This is a genomic window from Streptomyces sp. NBC_00425 (assembly GCF_036030735.1).
In the GTDB taxonomy this organism is placed as follows: Bacteria; Actinomycetota; Actinomycetes; order Streptomycetales; family Streptomycetaceae; genus Streptomyces.
On the sequence record NZ_CP107928.1, the window covers coordinates 7,734,025 to 7,752,385 of the forward strand.

Annotated in this window: 14 protein-coding genes and 5 tRNA genes; 13 read left to right on the forward strand and 6 right to left on the reverse strand. The window is 73.7% G+C overall.

What is annotated here, in order from left to right; genetic code table 11:
* Positions 1-134 precede the first annotated feature (134 nt).
* From OHS82_RS34045 to OHS82_RS34080, 8 genes are all read left to right on the forward strand, one after another.
* Positions 135-1,178, forward strand: coding sequence for a methionine ABC transporter ATP-binding protein (locus tag OHS82_RS34045; protein WP_057580401.1), 1,044 nt, complete (start codon positions 135-137; stop codon positions 1,176-1,178).
* Positions 1,175-1,912, forward strand: a complete 738-nt coding sequence (locus OHS82_RS34050) for a methionine ABC transporter permease (RefSeq protein ID WP_057580400.1) — start codon at positions 1,175-1,177, stop codon at positions 1,910-1,912. The genes OHS82_RS34045 and OHS82_RS34050 overlap by 4 nt, the downstream gene beginning before the upstream one ends.
* A gap of 76 nt (positions 1,913-1,988) precedes the next feature.
* A complete protein-coding gene (locus OHS82_RS34055; RefSeq protein ID WP_057580399.1) occupies positions 1,989-2,822 on the forward strand; it encodes a MetQ/NlpA family ABC transporter substrate-binding protein in 834 nt (277 codons plus the stop codon).
* 155 nt (positions 2,823-2,977) lie between these two features.
* Entirely contained in the window at positions 2,978-3,616 is a 639-nt protein-coding gene (locus tag OHS82_RS34060; RefSeq protein ID WP_057580398.1) for a GNAT family N-acetyltransferase, read from the forward strand.
* A gap of 95 nt (positions 3,617-3,711) precedes the next feature.
* Positions 3,712-4,926, forward strand: a complete 1,215-nt coding sequence (gene cbiE, locus OHS82_RS34065) for a precorrin-6y C5,15-methyltransferase (decarboxylating) subunit CbiE (RefSeq protein WP_328435163.1) — start codon at positions 3,712-3,714, stop codon at positions 4,924-4,926.
* Between the two features lie 365 nt (positions 4,927-5,291).
* Positions 5,292-9,527, forward strand: coding sequence for a nicotinate-nucleotide--dimethylbenzimidazole phosphoribosyltransferase (gene cobT, locus OHS82_RS34070; protein WP_328435164.1), 4,236 nt, complete (start codon positions 5,292-5,294; stop codon positions 9,525-9,527).
* Between the two features lie 149 nt (positions 9,528-9,676).
* Positions 9,677-10,909: a uroporphyrinogen-III C-methyltransferase gene (gene cobA, locus OHS82_RS34075; RefSeq protein ID WP_057580396.1), complete on the forward strand. Its 1,233-nt coding sequence runs from the start codon at positions 9,677-9,679 to the stop codon at positions 10,907-10,909.
* A 64-nt stretch (positions 10,910-10,973) separates the two neighbouring features.
* A complete protein-coding gene (locus tag OHS82_RS34080; protein ID WP_057580395.1) occupies positions 10,974-11,792 on the forward strand; it encodes a TrmH family RNA methyltransferase in 819 nt (272 codons plus the stop codon).
* A gap of 183 nt (positions 11,793-11,975) precedes the next feature.
* Here the strand turns inward: OHS82_RS34080 and OHS82_RS34085 are convergent, their stop codons facing one another.
* A complete protein-coding gene (locus tag OHS82_RS34085) occupies positions 11,976-13,343 on the reverse strand; it encodes a serine/threonine-protein kinase (RefSeq protein ID WP_057580394.1) in 1,368 nt (455 codons plus the stop codon).
* 589 nt (positions 13,344-13,932) lie between these two features.
* Here OHS82_RS34085 and OHS82_RS34090 point away from each other — a divergent pair.
* The 3 genes from OHS82_RS34090 to OHS82_RS34100 all read left to right on the forward strand — a co-directional run bounded on the left by OHS82_RS34090 (position 13,933) and on the right by OHS82_RS34100 (position 15,719).
* A complete protein-coding gene (locus tag OHS82_RS34090; RefSeq protein WP_057580393.1) occupies positions 13,933-14,127 on the forward strand; it encodes a hypothetical protein in 195 nt (64 codons plus the stop codon).
* A 279-nt stretch (positions 14,128-14,406) separates the two neighbouring features.
* Positions 14,407-15,342: a phosphotransferase gene (locus OHS82_RS34095; protein WP_057580392.1), complete on the forward strand. Its 936-nt coding sequence runs from the start codon at positions 14,407-14,409 to the stop codon at positions 15,340-15,342.
* Between the two features lie 80 nt (positions 15,343-15,422).
* The gene (locus OHS82_RS34100; protein WP_057580391.1) at positions 15,423-15,719 is read left to right on the forward strand and encodes a TFIIB-type zinc ribbon-containing protein; all 297 of its coding nucleotides are present in this window, start codon (positions 15,423-15,425) and stop codon (positions 15,717-15,719) included.
* Positions 15,720-15,773: 54 nt separating this feature from the next.
* On the opposite strand, the gene OHS82_RS34105 is transcribed toward OHS82_RS34100, so the two are convergent.
* The 5 genes from OHS82_RS34105 to OHS82_RS34125 all read right to left on the reverse strand — a co-directional run bounded on the left by OHS82_RS34105 (position 15,774) and on the right by OHS82_RS34125 (position 16,234).
* Positions 15,774-15,845: transfer RNA gene (locus OHS82_RS34105), tRNA-Val, on the reverse strand.
* Between the two features lie 33 nt (positions 15,846-15,878).
* A tRNA-Val gene (locus tag OHS82_RS34110) sits at positions 15,879-15,950 on the reverse strand.
* Positions 15,951-15,976: 26 nt separating this feature from the next.
* A tRNA-Val gene (locus OHS82_RS34115) sits at positions 15,977-16,048 on the reverse strand.
* Position 16,049: 1 nt separating this feature from the next.
* A tRNA-Cys gene (locus OHS82_RS34120) sits at positions 16,050-16,123 on the reverse strand.
* 38 nt (positions 16,124-16,161) lie between these two features.
* Positions 16,162-16,234, reverse strand: a tRNA-Gly gene (locus OHS82_RS34125).
* Between the two features lie 192 nt (positions 16,235-16,426).
* Between OHS82_RS34125 and OHS82_RS34130 the strand changes: the two genes are divergently transcribed.
* Positions 16,427-17,491 (forward strand): chorismate-binding protein, encoded by a 1,065-nt coding sequence (locus OHS82_RS34130; RefSeq protein WP_057580390.1) that lies wholly within the window; start codon positions 16,427-16,429, stop codon positions 17,489-17,491.
* 1 nt (position 17,492) lies between these two features.
* On the forward strand, positions 17,493-18,314 hold the full coding sequence (locus OHS82_RS34135; protein ID WP_057580389.1) for an aminotransferase class IV: 822 nt from the start codon (positions 17,493-17,495) through the stop codon (positions 18,312-18,314).
* The last annotated feature ends 47 nt before the right edge of the window (positions 18,315-18,361 follow it).

Below are 18,361 nucleotides of genomic sequence, written 5' to 3' on the forward strand. Positions count from 1 at the left end.
TGAGCCGCGCCCCGCGCACATGTTTCTCCCCGGTTCCTTCCGCCACGGCGAGAACCGTGTCGCGTCCTGACAGCCTGCATCCGTGCGCCCGGGCACACCCACGCCCGCGCACTCGACAGTGACGGAAACCCCACGTGATCACCACCACGGGCCTGACCAAGGTCTACCGCTCGCGCGGCCGTGAGGTCACCGCCCTCGACGGCGTCGACCTGCACGTACGCGAAGGCGAGGTGTACGGCGTCATCGGCCAGTCCGGCGCCGGAAAGTCCTCGCTCATCCGCTGCGTCAACCTCCTGGAACGCCCCACCGCCGGAACGGTCACCGTCGACGGGCGGGACCTCACCGCGCTCGCCGGGCGGGGGCGCCGCGCCGGCAGGGAACTGCGGCAGGCGCGCAGCCGGATCGGCATGGTCTTCCAGCACTTCAACCTGCTGTCCTCGCGGACTGTGCAGGACAACGTCGAACTGCCGCTGGAGATCCTCGGCTCCTCCGGGAGGGAACGATCCCGCAAGGCGCTGGAGCTGCTCGACCTGGTCGGGCTCGCCGATCAGGCGAAGGCCTACCCGGCGCAGCTGTCGGGCGGCCAGAAGCAGCGCGTCGGCATCGCCCGCGCCCTCGCCGGCGACCCGAAGGTGCTGCTCTCCGACGAGGCGACCAGCGCACTCGACCCCGAGACCACCCGCTCCGTCCTCCAGCTGCTGCGTGACCTCAACCGGCAGCTGGGCCTGACCGTTCTGCTCATCACGCACGAGATGGACGTGGTGAAGTCGATCTGCGACTCCGCCGCGCTCATGGAGCACGGCAGGGTCGTCGAGTCCGGCACGGTCAGCGAGCTGCTCGCCGCCCCGGGCTCCGAACTGGCCGCCGCGCTCTTCCCGGTCGGCGGCGAGGCGAGCGGTCACGACCGCACCGTCGTCGACGTCACCTTCCACGGTGAGGCCGCCACCCAGCCCGTCATCTCCCAGCTGTCGCGAACCTACAACATCGACATATCGATTCTCGGCGCAGCGGTCGACACCGTCGGCGGCCTGCAGATCGGCCGGATGCGCATCGAACTGCCCGGCCGCTACGAGGACAACGTCGTGCCGATCGGCTTCCTGCGCGAACAGGGCCTGCAGATCGACGTCGTGGACCACGCGCCCCAGGAACCCGCGCTCATCGAGGGAGGCGTCAAGTGAGCTGGTCGGAGATGCAGCCCCTGCTGGCGCAGGCCTGTTGGGACACCCTCTACATGGTCGGCTGGTCCACCCTCGTCGCCGTCGCGGGCGGCCTCCCGCTCGGCGTCCTGCTGGTCCTGACCGACCGAGGCGGCCTGCTCCAGAACGTCTTCGCCAACAAGGTCATCGGGCAGATCGTGAACATCGCCCGCTCGATGCCCTTCATCATCCTGATGGTGGCGCTGATGAACTTCACGCGCACCGTCACCGGCACCACCATCGGCCGTGAGGCCGCGATCGTGCCGCTCGCCATCGGGGCCATCCCGTTCTTCGCGCGCCTGGTCGAGACGGCTGTCCGCGAAGTGGACGGCGGGCTCGTCGAGGCCGTGCAGTCGATGGGGGGCGACACCTGGACGATCGTGCGCAAGGTCCTCGTCCCGGAGTCCCTGCCCTCCCTCGTCGCCGGCACCACGACCACGGTCGTCACCCTCATCGGCTACTCCGCCATGGCCGGCACCGTCGGCGCCGGCGGGCTCGGGGACATCGCCATCCGCTACGGCTACCAGCGCTTCCAGACCGAACTGATGTGGATCACGGTGGCCATCCTCGCCGTCGTCATCTCGCTCATCCAGTTCGCCGGCGACTGCACGGCCCGCGCCCTGCACCGTCGCGGCGGCAGCTCGGGCCCCGCCCCCAGGCTCCGCCTGCTGAAGGCGAAGGAGCCGGCCGCCGCCGACGTCGGCAAGGTCGCCTGAGCCCGCCGGGGCCGCCCACCAGACTCCCCGCACCACCCGACGCGGGGCCGCACCACCTTCAGGAAAGGCACTTTTCGTGCGTAACACCACCAAGATCACCACTGCTGTCCTGGCCGCCGGAGCCCTCACCCTCGGACTCACCGCCTGCGGCTCGGACAAGGACTCCGGCGCCGACGCGAACGCCACGCTGACCGTCGCCGCCACCCCCACCCCGCAGGGCGAGATCCTCGACTACATCAAGGACAACCTCGCGGCGAAGGCCGGCCTCAAGCTCGAGGTCAAGGAGTTCACGGACTACGTCACGCCCAACACGGCGGTCCAGCAGGGCGAGGTCGACGCCAACTACTTCCAGCACCAGCCGTACCTCGACGACTTCAACAAGAAGAACGACACCGACATCGTCGCCGTGCCCGGCGCCACGGTGCACCTCGAGCCGCTCGGCCTGTACTCCCGCAGCGTCAAGAAGCTCGACGCCCTGGAGAAGGGCGCCACCGTCGCCCTGCCGAACGACACCACCAACGAGGCCCGCGCGCTGAAGCTCCTGGAGACAGGCGGCCTCATCGGTCTGAAGCCGGGCGTCGGCTACGACGCCACCCCCAAGGACGTCGTCTCCAACCCCAAGGGCCTGAAGTTCAAGGAGCTCGAGGCGGCCCAGCTGCCGCGCTCCCTCTCCGACGTCGACGCCGCCGTGATCAACGGCAACTACGCGCTCGAGGCCAAGCTCAGCCCGGCGAAGGACGCCCTGCTCGCAGAGTCCGCGAAGGGCAACCCCTACGCCAACTTCCTCGCCGTGAAGAAGGGCGACGAGGGCGACCCGCGCGTGAAGAAGCTGGCCGGGCTGCTCACCTCCCCCGAGGTGAAGAAGTTCATCGAGGACAAGTACGACGGAGCCGTCGTGGCGGCCTTCTGATCCCCGCCCCGACGCACACGCACGGGGTCCGCGCCTTCACCCGGTGTGGACCCCGTGGTGGGGTTCCGGGCTCACATGCTGCATGCTGGGCAGTTCAGTCGGCCCTGACGGGGCGGCAGGTCTCACCAGAGGTCCCGAAGGTTACGGAGCGGCGCATGACGAGCACCTTCCCCAACATCTCCATCAGCACGGAGCGGTTGGGCCTGCGCCCCCTCGACGAGGACGACGTGCCCGCCCTGGCCGACATGATGAACGACGAGCAGGTCACGGCCTGGACCGGCGTGCCCCAGCCCTTCGACGAGGCCGCCGCCCGCCGCTGGGTCGCCGAGTACGCGCCCGGCGAACGCACGGCGGGACGCGGCCTCGACCTCGCCGTCACCGAGTTCCTCACCCAGCGCCTGGTCGGCGTCGTCCAGCTCGCCAAGACCAACTGGCACGTCCGCTCCACCGAACTGTCGTACATCATCGCCCCCTGGGCGCGCGGCGAGGGCTACGCCTCCGAGGCGGCGCTCGCCACCGCCCAATGGCTGTTCACCGACCAGAAGTTCGAGCGCATCGAGCTGCGCACGGCCGCCGACAACACCGCCTCCCAGCAGGTCGCGCAGAAGATCGGCTGCATCAGCGAGGGCGTGCTGCGCGGCGCCTGCATAGCGCGCGCCCGCGCCGAGGACGGCACCTGGAACGAGGTGCGCACCGACTACATCGTCTACAGCCTCCTCCCCGAGGACCTGGACGGCGGCGGCGAGCACTTCGCGGAGAGCGGCGGATTCACGTCGTACACCGACTGGAACTGATCCCGCCGCAGGTGTCACCGCCGCCGCCCCCGCCCGCCGACCAGGTACCCTCACGGAGCCCGCTGCCTGCGTGAACCCGGGGGAGACTGACGACGATGGCCGACCGCGTCACGGTGATCGGCTGGGACGGCTCGCCGCTGACCGACGCGGCCCGCTCCGCTCTGAGCGCCGCCACGCTGGTGGCCGGCGCCGCCCACCACCTGGCGCTGCCCGAGGTGCCGCCCGGCGCGGAACGCATCCGGCTCGGCAGCGTCGCGCTCGCCGCCCGCCGTATCACCGGCCACCGCGGCACCGCCGTCGTCCTCGCCGACGGCGACCCGGGCTTCTTCGGCGTCGTACGGACCCTGCGCGCACCCGAGTTCGGCCTGGAGGTCGAGGTCGTCCCGGCCGTCTCCGCCGTCGCCGCCGCCTTCGCCCGCGCCGGGATGCCCTGGGACGACGCCCAGGTGGTCGTCGCCCACCGGCGCACGCTGCGACGGGCGGTCAACGTGTGCCGCGCCCACACCAAGGTCGCCGTTCTCACCTCCCCGGGCGCCGGTCCCGCCGAGCTCGGCCTGCTCATGGAGGGCGTGCACCGCACCTTCGTGGTCTGCGAGGAACTCGGCACCGTCCGCGAGCAGGTCAGCGTCGTCACCTCCGACAAGGCGGCCGACCACACCTGGCGCGACCCCAACGTCGTCATCGTCATCGGCCCCGCCGTGCCGGCCGCCGCGGGGGACGGCGGTTGGATCGCCGGACGTGACCCGGGCGCCGGCCCGCGCGGCTGGACCCTGCCCGGCGACGCCTACGGCGGCGGGCTGGGCGAGGGGGAGGCGCCGTTGCTGCGCGCGGCCCAACTCGCCCACCTGGGGCCGCGGACGGGCGACCTCGTCTGGGACATCGGCTGCGGCAGCGGCGCCTTCGCCACCGACGCCGCGCGGGCGGGCGCCGCCGTCATCGCCGTCGACCGGGACTTGCAGGCCTGCGCCCGCACCGACGCCGCCGCCCGCCGGCACGGGGTCCAGCTCCAGATCGTCCGCGGCGACGCCCCGCACGTGCTGGAGAACCTGCCGGAACCGGACGTCGTCCGGGTCGGCGGCGGGGGAGCGGCCGTCGTCTCCGCGGTCGCCGACCGCCGCCCGCAGCGCATCGTCACCCACGCGGCCACCCGGGACGCCGCCGAACTCGTGGGCCGCGACCTGACGGAGCACGACTACCGCGTCGAGTGCGCCCTCGTCCAGGCCGTCGAACTCGACACCAGGGCCTGGACGGAGACGGAGCGGAGCGTCGCGTTCCTGCTCACGGGGGTTCTCGCGGACCGTCGGCCCTGACCCGGTTCGCCCGCCCGGTGATCCTGTTGTCGTACCGCGCGCGGTAGGCTGGCCGATCGTCGTACCGCTTCCGGTCGCCCGGCGCTTCGTCGGTCAATGTCCGGAAAACACCTCCCTTTTGGGCTGGGTGTGGTACGGCAGAACCGGAGGACGCGCAACGTGGCGCAGTCCACAGCGGCGCGTCGCGGATCAAGCTGTCGCGACGGCCCGGTGGCCGGGACAATGCCACTGTATGGCTTTGTCGCTTTTTCGAGCGGGTCGTTCGTGCCGCTGGGCACGGACGCTCGTTCTCACTGCGGGGCGGTCGGTGCGCCGCTCCGGGCGAGCTGGTCGTAAGAGCACTAACCGATGGGCGAGGGGTACGCATGACCGACACCGGCCAGGTCCCGGGCGAGGCGCTGCCGGAGAACACAGGCATGGTGGAGCAGCCGGGCGCCCCCGCGCACGGTGCGTACACCTACCTCTCCGAGACCCCCGCCGAGGACGAAGACCTGCTGCTGCTGCCGGGCGCGCAGAGTGCGTGGGGCAACGAGGTGGCCCCGCCCGCCCCGGAGCCGGTGGTCGAGACGGTGCACGAGCCCGGCCCGCACGAGACGGACGGCCGCGACAGCGGATCGGTCGATCTGAGCGCCGTCCGCCTGCCGGGCGCGTCGGCGCCCCAGGCGGCCCCGCGTCGGCCCCTGCACCTCGGCCCGCCGATCCCCGACGCCTCCGCCAGCCCGGTCCGCTCCCTCGCCGACCGCGGCCCCGCGGGCGCTCCGGTCCGCCAGCCCGGCCCGTCCGCCTCCGGACCCGAGTACCTCGACGTGCCGCAGCTGCGCGAGATGCCGCTTCAGGGCGCGGCGCCCTGGGGTGCCGCACAGGTCACGGCGCAGACGCCGGTCGCGTCCGGGGTGACGACCGCGGAGGCGGCCGTGCCGGCCCCGGTCGCGGCGCAGCAGCAGGGCGAACCGGCGGGCGCCGCCCAGGCCTTGGTGGCTCGGATGGCGACCGAGGCGATGGCCGCGACCGCCCCGCAGGAACCGGAGGCCGAGCACACGGCCGAACCCGAAGGCGCGTCGCCGCAGCCGCCGTCCACCAACACGTACGGGGTCGTCGACCCCGGTCAGCTGCTGGGCGCCGCCATGATGGCGGAGGCCGGTGAGGAACTGGCCGAGGCCGAGGGCTCGTCCGTGCCCGGCGGTGACCAGCCGGCGGACGCCTCCGCCGAGCCGGCGCCGGCGGCGGCCGATGAGGACGCACCTGTGGCCCCCCGGACGCCGGAAGCCGCGGAACCGCAGGGGCACAGCGCCGCCGAGGCGGTCGAGCCCACCCAGTCCGCAGAGGCCGACATGGCGCAGACGCCGCAGACGCCGCAGACGCCGCAGTCGGCGGACGCCGGCGAGGCGGGCCCCGTGGCGGAGGCCGCCCAGGAGCCCGAGCCTCAGCCTCAGGTCCACGCGGCGGACTCGGACGCGCATTCCGCCGACGCGCCCGCCCCGGCTCCCGACGCGCCCGCCCCGGCTCCGGAGGCGCCGGCGCAGACCGCCCCGGTCGCCGACGCGCTTCCCGTCCCGGAGGCCGTGCCGGCCGTCGAGCCCGCCTCGGTCCCGGAGCCCGAGCCCGCCCCGGGCGGAGGACCCGAAGAGGCCGAGGCTCCGCAGCCGGTCGAGGCCGTGACCGAGAATGCGGCAGAGGAACCGGCGCCGACGACGATCGCTCCCGCCCCGGAAACCGGGCACGTGCAGAGCGTCGACGCCGTCGCCGAGACGATCGTCCCGCAGGCCGAGACCGCATCCGCCGAGACCGCATCCGCCGTGGAGCAGCAGACCGGCCCGGCCCCCGACGCCCTGCCCGCGCCGCAGCCGGAGACCCAGGCGGCGGCGGACGCGGAGCCGGAGCGCCGGCCCGAGCCCGAGCCCGAGCCCGAGCCCGAGCCCCTGACCCCCGCCGCAGCCCACATCGCGGACCCGGCATCCCACGCACCGGACGCCCCGCAGCCCGCGGCCGCCCACGGGGAGTCTCCGCAGACCGCCCCCGAGACGGCGGTCGCCCCCGAAGCACCCCTCGCCGGGCCTCACCCGGAGCCGCAGCCTCACCCCGAGCCGCAGCCGGAGGCAGGACCCGAGCCCGGGCCGGACGAGGCGGCGCAGGCCCGGCCCGCGCTCCACCAAGAGCCCGTTGTCGTGCCGGAGCCGGCCGCCGACCCGGCCGTCGCTTCCATCGCCGCCACCGGGCCCCGGACCTTCCTCGCGGACGTCGTCCCCGCCCCGCAGCCCGTGCCTTCGGCGGCGAGCGAGGGGACCGGCGCGGACCTCGGGAGCGCCGCCCCGCAGGGCCCCCAGCCCGCGCCTCTTCCGACGGACGCGGACCACGAAGACCACGCGGCGCACCAGGCGCGGGAAGCCCTGCCCGGGCCCGGGCACGCCGTCCCGGAGCCCGCGCCGAAGCAATTCCTGGGGGAGTTCGTGCCGGCCGAGGGCGCGGTGCCGACCCCCGCGCACCTCGCCCCGGCCCCGCCGCACCTGCTCGTGTCCGCGACCGAGGAGCAGCCGGCTCCGGAGCCGGCCCCCCAGGCGGCCATGGAAGCGGTCGGTGAGGCGCAGTCCGCCGTCGAGGCCACACCCTCCGGCCTGCCCGCCGCCACGGTTCCCGTCGCCACCGTTCCCGCCCCTCGCGAGACCGCGCTCGGAGAAACCGCGCCCGGAGAGAGCGCCCCGGACGCAGCCGACCCCGCCCCGGACGCCCCGGACGCCCCGCAGGAGGCCGGCGTCGCCGCGTCCGGGGTCGTCGACCCCGAGGTCGTGCAGAGCCCGGAGGACCTGCAGACCAGAGCCGCCGAACAGGACGACGACCCGGCCGCCGGGGAAGGCGCGCGCGTGTCGTCGGGTCCCGCCGCGCCCGGGTACGACGATGCGGAGCGCGAGGCCGTCCTGAAGGTCATGCGCGAGCGCCGGGACATCCGCAACGGCTTCCGCGACGACCCGATCCCGCACGAGGTGCTGCTGCGCGTCCTGGAGGCCGCCCACACCGCGCCCTCCGTCGGTCACTCGCAGCCCTGGGACTTCGTCGTCATCCGCTCCGCCGACACCCGGCGCGCGATGCACGAGCTGGCGGTCCGGCAGCGGGACGCGTACGCGAAGTCGCTGCCCAAGGGCCGGGCGAAGCAGTTCAAGGAACTCAAGATCGAGGCCATCCTCGACACCCCGGTGAACATCGTCGTCACCGCCGACCCGACCCGCGGCGGCCGTCACACCCTCGGCCGTCACACCCAGCCGCAGATGGCGCCGTACTCCTCCGCCCTGGCGGTCGAGAACCTCTGGCTCGCCGCCCGCGCCGAGGGCCTCGGCGTCGGCTGGGTCAGCTTTTTCGACGAGCGCGAGATGGTCCGCGCGCTGGGACTGCCGGAACACCTCGAGGTGGTCGCCTACCTCTGCGTCGGCTACGTCGACGAGTTCCCGGAGGAGCCCGAGCTGATGCAGGCGGGCTGGGCCAAGCGCCGTCCGCTGTCGTGGGTCGTCCACGAGGAGACGTACGGTCGTCGCGCGCTGCCCGGCGAGGACCCGCACGATCTGCTCGCCGAGACCGTCGCCAGCGTCCGCCCGCTGGACGCCAAGGCACTCGGCGAGGCCTGGGAGCGGCAGAAGCGGATGACGAAGCCGGCCGGGGCGCTCGGCATGCTGGAGATCATCTCCGCGCAGCTGTCCGGTCTGTCCCGGCAGTGCCCGCCGCCGATCCCGGAGCCCGCGGCCGTCGCGATCTTCGCCGGCGACCACGGCGTCCACGCGCAGGGGGTCACCCCGTGGCCGCAGGAGGTCACGGCCCAGATGGTCGCCAACTTCCTGGGCGGCGGAGCGGTCTGCAACGCCTTCGCGAGCCAGGTGGGCGCCGAGGTGTGCGTGGTGGACGTGGGCGTCGCCGCCGAACTGCCCGCGACCCCGGGGCTGCTGCCCCGCAAGGTCCGCGCCGGCACGTCCGACATGACGACCGGTCCCGCGATGACCCGCGAGGAGGCCAAGCAGGCCATCGAGGTCGGCATCGAGACGGCCCGCGACCTGGTGGCGGCCGGCAACAAGGCGCTGCTCACAGGGGAGATGGGCATCGCGAACACGACCGCGTCCGCGGCCCTCATCTCGGTGTTCACCGGCGCCGACCCCGCCGAGGTCACCGGCCGCGGCACCGGCATCAACGACGAGACGCTCGCCCGCAAGACCGAGGTCGTGCGCCGCGCCCTGGACTTCCACCGGCCGGACCCGGCGGACCCGATCGGCGTCCTGGCCGCGATCGGCGGCTTCGAGCACGCGGCGATGGTCGGTCTGCTCCTGGGCGGGGCCTCGCTTCGCACGCCGGTGATCCTGGACGGCGTCAGCGCCGGCGCCGCCGCCCTGGTGGCCCGTGCGATCGCCCCCGAGGTCCTCGCGGCCTGCATCGCGGGCCACCGCAGCGCCGAACCCGGCCATGTGGCCGCCCTGAACAAGCTGGGGCTGCGTCCTCTCGTGGACCTCGACCTCCGTCTCGGCGAGGGCACGGGCGCGCTGCTGGCCCTGCCCCTGGTGCAGAGCACGGCCCGGGCCATGCACGAGGTCGCCACGTTCGACTCGGCGGGCGTGACGGAGAAGTAGGCCCCCCGCGGGGCCGGCGGGCGCGCTTGTGCGCGCCCCTGGCCCCGCCGCATGCTGAACACACCTCTAAAATGCGCACGTCAGGGCTGCTCCGGAGTCGCAGCGCCCGCTCACTGCACGTCTCTGCCCGTACGAGGAGCCGCACCCTCATGGCCGAACACCCCGCCTACCCCGTAGGTCTCCGCCTCACCGGCCGCAGGGTCGTCGTCCTCGGCGGCGGCCAGGTCGCCCAGCGCCGCCTGCCCGCCCTGATCGCCGCGGGCGCGGTCGTGGAGCTCGTCTCCCCGAGCGCCACCCCGTCCGTCGAGGCGATGGCCGACGCGGGCGAGATCACCTGGTCCCGGCGCCGGTACGCGGAGGGCGACCTCGACGGTGCCTGGTACGCCCTGATCGCCACGAGCGACCCCGAGGCGAACGTGGCGGCCTCCGCGGAGGCGGAGGCGCACCGCATCTGGTGCGTGCGCTCCGACGACGCCGAGGCCGCGACCGCCTGGACTCCCGCGACCGGCCACAGCGAGGGGGTGACGGTCGCCGTCCTCACCACCGACGGCCGCGGCCGCGACCCCCGGCACACCGCCGCCATCCGCGACGCGGTCGTCGAGGGCCTGCGCGACGGCACCCTCGTCGCCCCCCACTACCGCACCCGGACCCCCGGCGTGGCGCTGGTCGGCGGCGGTCCCGGCGACCCCGACCTGATCACCGTCCGCGGCCGCCGTCTGCTCGCCGAGGCGGACGTCGTGATCGCCGACCGGCTCGGCCCGCGCGACCTCCTCGCCGAGCTCCCGCCGCACGTCGAGGTGATCGACGCGGCGAAGATCCCCTACGGCCGGTACATGGCGCAGGAGGCCATCAACAACGCGCTGATCGAGCACGCCAAGCAGGGCAAGTCCGTCGTCCGCCTCAAGGGCGGCGACCCGTACGTGTTCGGCCGCGGCATGGAGGAGCTCCAGGCCCTCGCCGAGGCCGGGATCGCCTGCACGGTCGTCCCGGGGATCTCGAGTTCGATCTCGGTGCCGGGCGCGGCCGGTATCCCCGTCACCCACCGGGGCGTCGCCCATGAGTTCACGGTGGTCAGCGGCCATGTGGCACCCGACGACGAGCGCTCGCTGGTCGACTGGGAGTCCCTCGCGAAGCTCACCGGAACCCTGGTGATCCTGATGGGCGTCGACAAGATCGGGAAGATCGCCGAGGCGCTCGTGGCGCACGGCAAGTCGCCCGACACCCCGGTCGCCCTCGTCCAGGAGGGCACGACGGCCGCCCAGCGTCGGGTCGACGCCACGCTCGCCACGGTCGCCGAGACGGTCCGCGTCCAGGAGGTCAAGCCCCCGGCGGTCGTCGTCATCGGCCCGGTCGTCGGCGTCGGGCCGGGGACCTCAGAGTAACCCCGGGTAACACAACCGTTCCGAGCCGTTGGCACCGCACCCAGGACAAGGCAGTATCACCCCTGTGGCCGATCTCATCACCGTGGAAGATCCCGACGACCCGCGCCTGCGCGACTACACCGGCCTGACCGACGTCGAGCTGCGCCGCAGACGCGAGCCCGCCGAGGGGCTGTTCATCGCCGAGGGCGAGAAGGTCATCCGACGCGCGAAGGACGCCGGGTACGAGATGCGCTCGATGCTGCTCTCGGCCAAGTGGATCGACGTCATGCGCGACGTCATCGACGAGCTTCCGGCGCCGGTCTACGCCGTCAGCCCCGACCTCGCCGAACAGGTCACCGGCTACCACGTCCACCGGGGCGCGCTGGCCTCGATGCAGCGCAGGCCGCTGCCCACGGCGGCCGACCTGCTCCACACCGCCCGGCGGGTGGTGGTCATGGAGTCGGTCAACGACCACACCAACATCGGCGCCATCTTCCGCTCGGCCGCCGCCCTCGGGATGGACGCCGTACTGCTCTCGCCGGACTGCGCGGACCCCCTCTACCGTCGCAGCGTGAAAGTGTCGATGGGCGCGGTCTTCTCCGTCCCGTACGCCCGTCTGGACACCTGGCCCAAGGGCCTGGACTCGGTCCGCGAGGCCGGCTTCACGCTGCTCGCGCTCACCCCGGACGAGAAGGCCCGCAGCCTCGACGAGGCCGCCCCGCACCGGATGGACCGTGTGGCTCTCATGCTCGGCGCGGAGGGCGACGGCCTCTCCACCCAGGCACTCGTCGCCGCCGACGAATGGGTCCGCATCCCGATGTCCCACGGCGTCGACTCGCTCAACGTGGGCGCCGCGGCGGCGGTCGCCTTCTACGCGGTGGCGACGGGCCGTCCCCGCGCATAGCCCCCGGGAGACGGCCGGCGCCGTCCGCGACGGCCGGGCGGTCAGGGTCGACGACGGCCGCCGCATCGCCGTGATCACCGGCGCCCGGGGAGGCCCCGTCCTGTCGCGCGCGGCCTCACCTGCGGGTCGTCCACGTCCGCGGACGTTCCGACGCCGACCGATCGCCCGCGCGTTACCCGCCGGTCAGCCGGCCGCCGCACCGCCCTCGCCCGGCGCCGACGGCAGGTGCGGCCGCGCGTGCCGGACGACGCCGTCGCCCCCGCCGAGGCCGCGTGCCGGTCCCTCACAACCCTGGACGAGGGCGATGCCCAGCGCCACGAACAGCGTCACCACCACGAACACGAACAGCCGCTGACGCAGCAGGCGCGGGTTGGCGGGCCGCAGTCTGCCCCCCGTCGTCCTCGACCCGGGACGCCCGGCGCCGCTGCGGGGCCCCGGTCGACTGCCGCTGCCGGGACGGGTGTTGCGGGTGCCGGGAACAGGCCGGGCCCCGGACCGCGACGATGCTCCACCGCCCCCGCGGGACGGGTTCGTGCCCCGCGCCGGTGCGCCGCCCCGCGCGGGGGCCGGACCGCGCGAGGACGGCGCCCCGCCGCGCGGCGGGGGAGTGCCGGGGCCCGGATGACGCAGCGTGCGCTCCGGATGGCCGGGCTCCGCCAGCCGTCCCGTGGGCCGGTCCGCCTCGGCCGCCCGCGGCGCCGGAGGTCGCGCGTCGGCCAGGCCCTGGGCCTCCCGGGTGGCGATCTCCTTCAGCCGCAGGGAGAGTTCGAGCGTGCTGGGCCGCTCCTCGGGGTCCTTCGCGAGACAGGCCCGCACCAGCGGGGCCAGCGCGTCCGGCACGCCGTGCAGCTGTGGTTCCTCATGCACCACGCGGTACAGCATCACCTCCGAACTGCCCTGTCCGAAGGGGGAGTCGGCCGTCGAGGCGTAGGCGAGCGTGGCGCCGAGCGAGAACACGTCGGTGGCCGGTGTGACCAGCGCCCCGCGCACCTGCTCCGGCGCGAGGAACCCGGGGGAGCCGACCGCCGTGCCGACGTGGGTGAGCGTGGACGCGCCCGTCGCCCACGCGATCCCGAAGTCGATGATCCGCGGTCCCTTGGGGGAGAGCAGGATGTTGGAGGGCTTCAGGTCCCGGTGCACGACCCCGGCCTCGTGGACGGCGACGAGCCCCTCCGACAGCGCGGCCCCGATCGCGGCGAGCTCCGCGGCCCCGAGCGGCCCCTCGTCGTTCACCTTGTCGTGCAGGGAGGGGCCGGGCACGTACTGCGTGGCGAACCACGGACGGTCGGCGTCCAGATCCGCCGCGACGAGCCGCGCCGTGCAGCCGCCCCGGATCCGCCGGGCGGCCGACACCTCGCGTGCGAACCGCGAGCGGAACTCCTGGTCCTCCGCCAGATCGGGCCGGATCACCTTCAGCGCGACCCGCTGCCCCTTCTTGTCGGAGCCCAGGTAGACGACGCCCATCCCGCCCGCGCCGAGCCGCCGGTGAAGCCGGAACGAGCCGACGACGCGCGGGTCCTCGCGCCTCAGGCGCATCATCGCCATGTTCATCCCCGCTGCCCGGTCCGTCTGACGTGGCACAGCTTACGTTTACACGGCCGCTCGCGCGCAGAGGCCGCGCCCTCTCGTACCGATGGATTGTCAGTGCCGGACAGGAGAATTGAGGAGTGGTCAGGAGGCCTGGGGAAAGCCGCACTTTGCCGACCCCGCCTCCCCAACCACCCGTCCCGGAAGGGGGATTGCACCCATGCAGGGTGACAGGCCGCACACGGCGCCGGGTGTCGGCGACGCCGCCCGGACCCATGACATCAGGGCGGGCGGAGCGGGCCGCCCACGACCGGCCGCGGTACCGGGAGAGGAGCCGGAAGTGAGCGAAGTCACGACAGCCCTCGGGAAAACCGGCCCGGACCGGGCGGCCCCTCCGGGAAGACCCCGAGACGTAGGACCTTCTCTCCACCCAGGGGAGTACTCACCTGGTGACGGCTCATCCTCCGGGAGGCCCGCCAATCGGTACGAGGGCATGACGACCGGAGCCCGCCGCAAGCCTAGATTTGAGGTCAAGCGGCGGGTGCAGCACTCGTCCCCCGAGGTCAGACACCCGCCGCTGCCAACGACAACTGATCAGGTCAGGAGAGGGACCATGGCCCTTACGGCACCGCGGACGACGATCCGCACTCCGGGACGCGGTACGCGCCCCCGTCGCACGGGCCGCCGCCACCCCCTGGTGGCGACGTTGATGGCCCTTCCCCTGGCGGTCCTGCTCCTCGTCGTCTTCGACGGCTGGGAGACGGTGGCCACACAGGCGTCGTCCGTGGGAGTGATGCTGGGGCGCTGAGCGGCGACCCCAGGCCCGGAAGAGCGGTCCGGGCGGGGACATCCACCCATGAAACCCCGTGGGGACGGGGGTGCGGCGGACGGCAAAAGATGCAGGCGCAGCTGGGGAGCTGCGCCTGCATTGTTTTGCCCCCCCGCCCCGCGTCGCTCCTCCCACCGCCGAAGGCCTCTCCCGCCGCCGAGGCCCCGAAGTCCCGAAGCACCGAAGCACCGACCCCCGGCAGACCAGGTGCGTACCCTCGCGAGGAGACCGACCCGCACGCCGCCGTCCAGGAGCCACGTGACCCCGCACCCCCTGCTCGCCGAGCTCGCGCACCGGGCCGCGGCCCGGGCGCACGCGGCCGCCGCGACCTGCCCGTGCGGGGCGGCCACCCTCGCCGACCGCCCCGACGCCACCGTCGTCCGGCACGCCGACACCGTCGCCAAGGCGCACGCACCCGACACCGACCCGGCCGGTCTGGCACCCCGCCTGGCCGTGGCGGCCGCCCTCCCCGACGTCCTCCTGCCGCCGCTCGCCCCCGCCCCGACGCTGCTCCACGGACGCCTGGTGACGTTCTGGCCGTACGGCGCCCCGGTGGATCCGGACGATCCCGACGCGGCGCCCTGGGAGGCGGCGGGAACCCTGCTCGCCGAGCTGCACCGCACCCCGGCCCCGGCGGGCCTGCCCGCGATGCGCGGTCCCGCCAAGGCAGCCCGGGCCGTCGCGCTCCTGCGCGCCGCCGGAGCGCACCCGGCCGTCGCGCCCGTCCTCGGGGCCTGGCGCACGCTCCCGGCCTGGGCCCGGGACGAGGCGCCCATGCCGGGCGCCGGAGCCCTCTGCCACGGCGACCTCCACCTCGGCCAGCTCGTCCGCCGCCCCGCCCCGGACGGGCCGTGGCGGCTGATCGACGTCGACGACCTCGGCGTCGGCGTCCCGGCCTGGGATCTCGCCCGCCCCGCCGCCTGGTTCGCCTGCGGGCTGCTCCCGCCCGACGAGTGGACCCGCTTCCTCGCCGCCTACCGTGCCGCGGCCGGTCCCGCCGTGCCGGCCGCCGGCGATCCCTGGCCCGGGCTCGACGTCCCGGCGCGCGCACTCACCGTGCAGACCGCTGCACGGGCCGTCACCAAGGCTGCCGCGGCCGGTCGTCCGCTCGACGAGGTCGAACAGTGCCTGGTCGACGCCTGCGCGCGCATGGGTTCTCTCCCCGCGCAGGTCGCGGCGGACTTCGCGAAGTAGGGTGCAACCGACCGCAGCCGGACAGTGTCTGTCCTGGCGGTAGGCGAAACAGCACCGACCGGCGAGGAGTTGAGCCGAACATGCAGTGCCCGAAGTGTCACGCTCAGATGCACACGTACAACCGCAACGGCGTCCAGATCGAACAGTGCAGCAACTGCCGCGGGATCTTCCTCGACTACGGCGAGCTGGAGGCGCTGACCCGGGTGGAGTCCCAGTGGTCCCAGCCCGCGCCGCCGCCGGGCGCCCCGCAGGCGTACCCCGCGGCGCCGGCCGCTCCCGCCTGGGGCGCCCCGCACGGCGGCGGTCATCACGGCGGTGGTCACTACGGCGGCCACCACCGCCACAAGAGCTTCGGCCACATGCTGTTCTCCAGCTGAACCGGCGCACGCAAGAGCCCCCGACCGCTGAGGCGGCCGGGGGCGCTCGGTGTGTGGACGATACTGGGATTGAACCAGTGACCTCTTCCGTGTCAGGGAAGCGCTCTCCCGCTGAGCTAATCGTCCTCGGGACCACGATCCGCAGACCGTGACACTGCGTGCGCGATACTGGGATTGAACCAGTGACCTCTTCCGTGTCAGGGAAGCGCTCTCCCGCTGAGCTAATCGCGCGGGTAAGGATCTTCGAGCAGATCCAGTGGACGATACTGGGATTGAACCAGTGACCTCTTCCGTGTCAGGGAAGCGCTCTCCCGCTGAGCTAATCGTCCTTGGAGGTGGAGACGGGATTTGAACCCGTGTAGACGGCTTTGCAGGCCGTTGCCTCGCCTCTCGGCCACTCCACCAGGAGTGTAGGGGGCCGGGAAGACCCCTTCTTCCTTCGAGCGGACGACGAGGCTCGAACTCGCGACCTCAACCTTGGCAAGGTTGCGCTCTACCAACTGAGCTACGTCCGCTTGTCGTTTCGTTCCGCTCTCGCGGCCCGGCGACGAGTTGAACTCTAGCGGATTCCCGGGCCAGTACAAAAACGCGTTTGTGCAGCGTGCTGCGCTGCGCTCACGCGCGCACCAGGTCAGCGCCCCCCGGAGGCCGTGACCTGCGGAACACGGGAGGACGGTCTCCGAAGCGCTCGACCTACACTCGACCATGTGCTCGACCTCCCTCCGCTCGCCCGATTCGGCAGCCGCCTCGCCACCGGTCTCCTCGATGTGACCAGCGATCCCGCCGCCCTCGACGGCACCGGCTTCTGGGCCGTCTGCGCGGACTTCGAGGGCCGTCTGGTCTGCGCCCGCTTCGCCGACGTACGCGAGGAGCCGGTCCCCGCCCCCGTGCCGGGGGCCTGGCGGGGACCCGCGGCCGGTGACTGGACGTCCTCCCTCGATCATGCCGCGTACACGGCGGGAGTGCGCCGGATCCGGGAGCACATCGCGGCCGGCGAGGTGTACCAGGCCAACCTGTGCCGGGTGCTGACCGCGCCCGTGGCGCCCGAGGCCGACGTGGACGCGCTGACCGGCCTGCTGGCCCGGGGCAACCCCGCACCGTATGCAGGAACGATTCGCCTGCCCGCGCACGGTGTGGAGACGGCCACCGCGTCACCCGAGCTCTTCCTGCGCCGCGCCGGCCGGACGGTCGAGTCCGGGCCCATCAAGGGCACCGGCCGCACCGAGGCGGACCTCCGCACCAAGGACTACGCCGAGAACGTGATGATCGTGGACCTCGTCCGCAACGATCTGGGACGGGTCTGCGCCACCGGCACCGTGACCGTCCCCGACCTGTGCGCCGTCGAGAAGCATCCCGGTCTGGTCCACCTCGTCTCCACGGTCCGCGGCGAGCTGCGCGCGGGCGCCGGCTGGCCCGAGCTGCTGGACGGCGCCTTCCCGCCGGGCTCGGTCACCGGCGCCCCCAAGGCCAGCGCGCTCGGGATCATCGACGCGCTGGAGACGGCGCCGCGCGGTCCGTACTGCGGCGGCATCGGCTGGGTCGACGCCGACCGGGGCACGGGTGAGCTGGCCGTCGGCATCCGCACCTTCTGGATCGACCGGGCCGCCGACAGCGCGGCCGTGCTGCGCTTCGGCACCGGCGCGGGCATCACCTGGGGCTCCGATCCCGAGGCCGAGTGGGAGGAGACCGAGCTGAAGGCATCCCGGCTGCTCGCGGTAGCGTCGGGTGCGTACGAGGTCACGGGAGCGTACGAGGCCGAGGAGAGGAACTGACGTGAAGATCTGGCTCGACGGCGGGCTGCAGGACGGCGAGACCGCCCGCGTCTCCGTCTTCGACCACGGACTGACCGTGGGCGACGGCGTCTTCGAGACGGTGAAGGCGATGCACGGGGAGACCTTCGCGCTCACCCGGCACCTCGACCGGCTCACCCGCTCCGCACGCGGCCTCGGCCTGCCCGACCCGGACCAGGACGAGATCCGCCGCGCCTGCGCCGCCGTCCTCGAGGCCGACCCGATGCCGCTCGGCAGGCTGCGCATCACCTACACCGGCGGCCACGGCCCCCTCGGCTCCGACCGCGGGGACCAGGGCCCCACGCTGGTCGTCGCGCTCGGCGGGACGACCCGGCGCGCCGACTCCACGGCCGTCGTCACCGTCCCGTGGACCCGTAACGAACGCGGGGCGCTCACCGGCCTCAAGACGACCTCGTACGCCGAGAACGTCGTCGCGCTGGCCCGGGCCCACGAGCAGGGCGCCACCGAGGCGCTGTTCGCCAACACCGCCGGGCAGCTCTGCGAAGGCACCGGCTCCAACGTCTTCGTCGTCCTCGACGGCGAGATCCACACCCCGCCGGTGGCCTCCGGCTGCCTCGCGGGCATCACGCGCGAGCTGACCGTCGAGTGGACCGGCGCCAGGGAGACCGACCTGCCGCTGGACGTGCTGGAGCGGGCCGACGAGGTCTTCCTCACCTCCACGCTGCGCGACGTCCAGGCCGTCCACCGGGTCGACGACCGCGAACTGCCGGGCGCGCCCGGGCCGGTGACCGCCAAGGCCATGCGGATCTTCGCCGAGCGCGCGGCGGACGACCTCGATCCGTGAGGCCGGACCGGACATCCGCGGGTCGCGCCGACCAGGGGCGGAAATCG